At 66.0% G+C, this 6194-nt stretch carries 6 protein-coding genes and 1 pseudogene; all 7 read left to right on the forward strand.

The genetic code is table 11. From position 1 onward, the window contains the following. Positions 1-412: NADH-quinone oxidoreductase subunit B (locus WAN71_RS27930; RefSeq protein WP_422228428.1), on the forward strand; the 412-nt coding region annotated here is incomplete at its 5' end. Then, positions 409-1149, forward strand: coding sequence for an NADH-quinone oxidoreductase subunit C (locus WAN71_RS27935; protein ID WP_422228429.1), 741 nt, complete (start codon positions 409-411; stop codon positions 1147-1149). The genes WAN71_RS27930 and WAN71_RS27935, both read left to right, overlap by 4 nt. Then, on the forward strand, positions 1149-2477 hold the full coding sequence (nuoD, locus tag WAN71_RS27940; protein ID WP_422228430.1) for an NADH dehydrogenase (quinone) subunit D: 1329 nt from the start codon (positions 1149-1151) through the stop codon (positions 2475-2477). Before WAN71_RS27935 ends, nuoD begins: the two co-directional genes overlap by 1 nt. Further along, positions 2474-3259, forward strand: a complete 786-nt coding sequence (gene nuoE, locus WAN71_RS27945; RefSeq protein ID WP_422228431.1) for an NADH-quinone oxidoreductase subunit NuoE — start codon at positions 2474-2476, stop codon at positions 3257-3259. Before nuoD ends, nuoE begins: the two co-directional genes overlap by 4 nt. Then, on the forward strand, positions 3259-4584 hold the full coding sequence (gene nuoF / locus WAN71_RS27950; protein ID WP_422228432.1) for an NADH-quinone oxidoreductase subunit NuoF: 1326 nt from the start codon (positions 3259-3261) through the stop codon (positions 4582-4584). Before nuoE ends, nuoF begins: the two co-directional genes overlap by 1 nt. A 2-nt stretch (positions 4585-4586) precedes the next feature. Further along, a pseudogene (locus tag WAN71_RS27955) lies at positions 4587-4670 on the forward strand (hypothetical protein); the annotation flags it as partial. After that, a partial coding sequence (locus WAN71_RS27960) for an NADH-quinone oxidoreductase subunit G (protein WP_422228433.1) occupies positions 4667-6194 on the forward strand: 1528 nt, incomplete at its 3' end. The pseudogene WAN71_RS27955 and the gene WAN71_RS27960, both read left to right, overlap by 4 nt.

The raw sequence follows: 6194 nt of genomic DNA on the forward strand, positions 1-6194 counted from the left end.
TCGATTCGACATCGCACGCTTCGGCATGGAGCGGTTTTCGGCGACACCACGGCAGGCCGATCTGATGATCGTCGCCGGCCGGGTCAGCCAGAAGATGGCACCGGTGCTGCGTCAGATCTACGACCAGATGGCCGAACCCAAATGGGTGCTGGCCATGGGCGTCTGCGCGTCGTCGGGCGGGATGTTCAACAACTACGCGATCGTCCAGGGCGTGGACCACGTCGTGCCGGTAGATATCTACTTGCCCGGCTGCCCGCCCCGTCCGGAGATGCTGTTGTACGCAATCCTCAAGCTGCACGACAAAATTCAGGAGATGCCGTTGGGCGTCAACCGCCAGCAGGCCATCGCCGAAGCCGAGCAAGCCGCGCTGGCCGTCAGGCCGACGATCGAGATGCGCGGACTGTTGCGATGAGCTCACCGCAACACGACCCTAAGCGGGCGGCTAGCGAGGTAGGCGGAGCTCCCGTGCCCGGCGAGCAATCCGACAAAGAGGTGATCGACGTTCGCCGAGGCATGTTCGGCGTCCACGGCACCGGCGACACATCGGGCTACGGACGACTGGTTCGCCAGGTCACGATCGACGACGGAAGTCCGCGCCCCTACGGCGGCTACTTCGACGAGGTGGTCGACCGGCTGGCCGAGGCGTTGAAAGCCGACGAGGACGTCGAATTCGCCGACGCCGTCGAGAAAGTCGTCGTCTTCCGCGACGAGCTGACGCTGCACGTGCGTCGCGAGCTTCTGCCGCAAGTCGCGCGCCGGCTCCGTGACGACCCGCAGTTGCGCTTCGAGTTGTGCCTGGGTGTCAACGGTGTGCACTACCCGCACGAAACCGGAGCCGAACTGCACGCGGTGTATCCGCTGAGCTCGATCACCCACGGACGTCGCGTTCGGCTGGAAGTGGCTGCGCCGGACGGCGACCCGCACATCCCCTCGTTGTTCGCGATCTACCCGACCAACGACTGGCACGAACGCGAAACCTACGACTTCTTCGGCATCATCTTCGACGGCCACCCCTCGCTGACCCGGATCGAGATGCCCGACGACTGGCAGGGACATCCACAGCGCAAGGACTATCCGCTCGGCGGCGTCCCGGTGGAATACAAGGGCGCGACGATTCCCCCGCCCGACGAGCGGAGGTCCTACAACTGATGAGCGAGACCACCACCCCCAACGGCGCGGGCAGCGGCGGAGAAACCCTGGTGGCCGTCGTGGGCCAGGATTGGAACCAGATCGTCGAGGCCGCCCGCAAAGGCGAACCCGGTGAACGGATCGTCGTCAACATGGGACCCCAGCACCCGTCCACCCACGGCGTCCTGCGGCTGATCCTGGAGATCGAAGGCGAGACGGTCACCGACGCTCGGTGCGGAATCGGCTACCTGCACACCGGAATCGAGAAGAATCTCGAGTACCGGTACTGGACGCAGGGTGTGACGTTCGTGACCCGAATGGATTACCTGGCACCATTTTTCAACGAAACCGCCTTCTGCCTGGGCGTTGAGAAACTGCTGGGCATCACCGACGAGATCCCCGAACGGGTCAACGTCATCCGGGTGATGATGATGGAGCTCAACCGGATCTCCTCGCACCTGGTCGCTTTGGCGACCGGCGGTATGGAACTGGGCGCGATGACGCCGATGTTTACCGGATTCAAGGGCCGCGAGATCGTCCTTACGCTGTTCGAGTCGATCACCGGGCTGCGGATGAACAGCGCCTACATCCGGCCCGGGGGTGTCGCGCAGGATCTGCCACCCGACGCGAAGACCGAGATCGCCGAAGCCCTCAAGCCGTTGAAGGTCGCGCTGCGCGAAATGGGAGACCTGCTCAACGAGAGCGCCATCTGGAAGGCGCGCACCAAGGACGTCGGCTACTTGGACCTGACCGGCTGCATGGCGCTGGGAGTGACCGGGCCGTGTCTGCGAGCCACCGGGCTGCCTCTCGACCTGCGCCGCACCGAACCCTACTGCGGATACGAGAACTACGAGTTTGACGTGATCACGGACGACGGTTGTGATTCCTACGGCCGCTACATCATTCGCGTCAAGGAGATGTGGGAGTCCGTGAAGATCGTCGAACAGTGCCTGGACAAGTTGCGGCCCGGCCCCACCATGGTGGAGGACCGCAAGATCGCCTGGCCGGCCGATTTGACGGTCGGCCCGGACGGGCTGGGCAACTCGCCGGAGCACATCGCCAAGATCATGAGCGGCTCGATGGAATCGCTGATTCACCATTTCAAACTGGTCACCGAGGGCATCCGGGTACCGGCCGGGCAGGTCTACGTCGCCGTCGAATCGCCGCGCGGCGAGTTGGGCGTGCACATGGTCAGCGACGGCGGCACCCGGCCGTACCGGGTGCACTACCGGGACCCGTCGTTCACCAACCTGCAGGCCGTAGCCGCGATGTGTGAGGGCGGCATGGTCGCCGACGTGATCACCTCGGTGGCCAGCATCGACCCGGTCATGGGTGGGGTGGACCGATGACCGCAGCCCAGACTCCCGGCGCCGGCAGCAACGGCGAGCGGGTGTTCATCCGGCTCGGGCCGCCGCCCGAGGAGCCCGGCCAGTTCGTCACCGACGGTGCACCGGAGGCGTACACCGCCGACGTGCAGGCGCGGTTGGAGGTCGACGCCAAGGAGATCATCGGCCGATACCCCAATCCCCGCTCCGCGCTGCTGCCGTTGCTGCACCTGGTCCAGTCCGAGGACGGCTACGTGACACCGGCCGGTGTGGAGTTCTGCGGCGAGCAACTCGGGCTGACCGGCGCCGAAGTCGCCGCTGTCGCAAGCTTTTACACCATGTACCGTCGCGGACCCACCGGCGAATACCTGGTCGGTGTGTGCACCAACACGCTGTGCGCGGTCATGGGTGGCGACGCGATCTTCGACTCACTCAAGGGGCATCTCGGCATCGGCAACGACGAGACGACGTCGGACGGATCGGTCACCCTGCAACACATCGAATGCAATGCGGCGTGCGACTTCGCGCCGGTGGTGATGGTCAACTGGGAGTTCTACGACAACCAGACTTGCGCGTCGGCCCGCAAGCTGGTCGACGGACTGCGAGCCGGGAAACCCCCGGCGCCGACGCGCGGCGCCCCGTTGTGCAAGTTCAAAGAAACCGAGCGGATCCTGGCCGGTTTTCCCGACCCACGTCCCGACGAAGGCCAGGGCGGTGCCGGCGGGGCCACCTTGGCCGGGCTGCGGATTGCCAAGGAACGCAACATGACCGCACCCCAGGCCGACAATGCAGGGGAAGGTCAGTAATGGGGCCGCAAACACCGTTGGCTCCGGTGCTGAGCCGCTACTGGGACGACCCGGAGTCGTGGACTCTTGACACCTATCGCCGCAACGACGGCTACCAGGCTTTGCAAAAAGCCCTGAAGATGAAGCCGGACGACGTGATCACCGCCGTCAAGGACTCCGGGCTACGCGGCCGCGGTGGAGCGGGTTTCGCGACCGGGACCAAGTGGTCGTTCATCCCGCAAGGCGACAGCGGTCCGGCCGCCAAGCCGCACTACCTGGTGGTCAACGCCGACGAGTCGGAACCCGGTACGTGCAAAGACATTCCGCTGATGCTGGCCACTCCGCACGTCCTGGTCGAAGGTGTGATCATCGCGTCATACGCGATCCGGGCCAGCCACGCGTTCATCTACGTCCGCGGTGAGGTGTTGCCGGTGCTGCGGCGCCTGCAGAACGCCGTCGCCGAGGCCTATGCCGCAGGTTTCCTGGGCCGCGACATCGCGGGCTCCGGCTATGACCTCGAGCTGGTGGTGCACGCCGGCGCCGGCGCCTACATCTGCGGCGAAGAGACGGCGCTCCTCGATTCGTTGGAGGGCCGCCGCGGCCAGCCGCGGCTACGTCCGCCGTTCCCTGCGGTTGCCGGGCTCTACGGCTGCCCAACGGTGATCAACAATGTCGAGACCATCGCCAGCGTTCCGCCGATCATCCTCAACGGCGTCGACTGGTTCCGGTCGATGGGCACCGAGAAATCGCCTGGCTTCACGCTGTATTCGCTGTCCGGGCACGTGACACGACCGGGTCAATACGAAGCACCGCTGGGCATCACGCTGCGCGAATTGCTCGACTATGCCGGTGGGGTGCGGGCCGGGCACCAGCTGAAGTTCTGGACGCCAGGCGGGTCGTCCACTCCGCTGCTCACCGATGAGCACCTTGACGTGCCACTGGATTACGAAGGCGTCGGAGCAGCCGGCTCAATGCTCGGCACCAAAGCGTTGGAGATCTTTGACGAGACGACGTGTGTGGTGCGCGCCGTCGGGCGCTGGACCGATTTCTACAAGCACGAATCGTGCGGCAAGTGCACGCCGTGCCGAGAAGGCACGTTCTGGCTCAGCCAGATCTACGAGCGGCTGGAAACCGGTCACGGCACCCCGGAGGATCTCGACAAGCTGCTCGACATCTCCGACGCCATTCTCGGTAAGTCGTTCTGCGCGTTGGGCGATGGCGCGGCAAGCCCGGTCGCTTCGTCGATCAAATTCTTCCGCGACGAATACGTCGCGCACGTCGAGGGCCGCGGCTGTCCGTTCGACCCCGAGCTGTCCATGCTCGCGCCGAACGGAGACCACGCGTGACCCGCGCCGGCGACGATGCAGTGGGGGCACCCCCAGCCGCGCAGCGGCGAGGGGGACGAAGCGATGAGGAGGAGCGGCGCTCATGACCCAGACCGCTGACACCGGGGAGAAGGTCACCCAACCCGAGTTGGTGACGCTGACCATCGACGGCACCGAAATCAGTGTTCCCAAAGGCACTTTGGTGATCCGGGCCGCGGAGCTCATCGGCGTGCAGATCCCCCGGTTCTGCGACCACCCGCTGCTGGATCCGGTCGGCGCGTGCCGCCAGTGCCTGGTGGAGATCGAGGGACAGCGGAAACCGATGGCGTCGTGCACGATTCCGGTGACCGATGACATGGTGGTGCGCACCCAGTTCAGCTCCGAAGCCGCCGACAAGGCCCAGCACGGGGTGATGGAGCTGCTGCTGATCAACCACCCGCTGGACTGCCCGATGTGCGACAAGGGCGGTGAGTGTCCGCTGCAGAACCAGGCGATGTCCAACGGACGCGCCGATTCCCGGTTCGAAGACGTCAAACGCACGTTCGCCAAGCCGATCAACATCTCGTCGCAGGTCCTGCTCGACCGCGAGCGCTGCATCTTGTGTGCGCGCTGCACCCGGTTCTCCGACCAGATCGCCGGCGACCCGTTCATCGAGATGCTCGAGCGTGGCGCGCTGCAACAGGTCGGGATCTACGCCAACGAGCCGTTCGAGTCGTACTTTTCCGGCAACGCCGTGCAGATCTGCCCGGTCGGCGCGCTGACCGGCACCGCCTACCGGTTTCGGGCCCGCCCCTATGATCTGGTCTCCAGCCCGAGTGTGTGCGAACACTGCGCGTCGGGGTGTGCACAGCGCACCGACCATCGCCGCAGCAAAGTGCTGCGCAGGCTGGCCGGCGACGAGCCCGAGGTCAACGAGGAGTGGAACTGCGACAAAGGGCGGTGGGCATTCACTTACGCCACCCAGCCAGATCGGATCACCACTCCCCTGGTGCGTGACGGCAGTGATCCCAGCGGCCCTTTGGTCGCTGCCTCGTGGCCGCACGCGGTGGCCGCCGCCGTGGAGGGGCTCACCTCGGCGACCGGCGGTACGGGTGTGCTGCTCGGCGGGCGGCTGACCCTCGAGGACGCCTACTCCTACTCGAAGTTCGCCCGAATCGCATTGGGCACCAACGATATCGACTTTCGCGCCCGTCCGCACTCCAGCGAGGAGACGCAATTTTTGGCGGCCCGCGTCGCCGGCAGGCCGCTCACCATCAGCTACTCCGATCTGGAGTCGGCGCCGGTGGTCCTGCTCGCCGGCTTCGAGCCCGAGGAAGAGTCGCCGATCGTATACCTTCGGTTGCGCAAGGCCGCCCGCAAACGCGGCCTGCCGGTGCACGCCATCGCCCCGTTCGCCAGCGACGGGTTGAAGAAGTTGTCCGGCAAGCTGATTCAGACCGTGCCCGGCGCGGAGGCCACAGTGTTGGACGGGCTGGCCAGCGGCGAACTCGGTGACCTGTTGTCGACACCCGGCGCGATCATCATCGTCGGCGAACGGCTGGCGAGCGTCTCCGGCGGATTGTCCGCCGCGGCCCGGCTCGCCGACACCACCGGGGCGCGACTGGCCTGGGTGCCTCGCCGCGCCGGAGAAC

The organism is Mycobacterium sp., from assembly GCF_049280035.1.
Taxonomy (GTDB): Bacteria; Actinomycetota; Actinomycetes; order Mycobacteriales; family Mycobacteriaceae; genus Mycobacterium.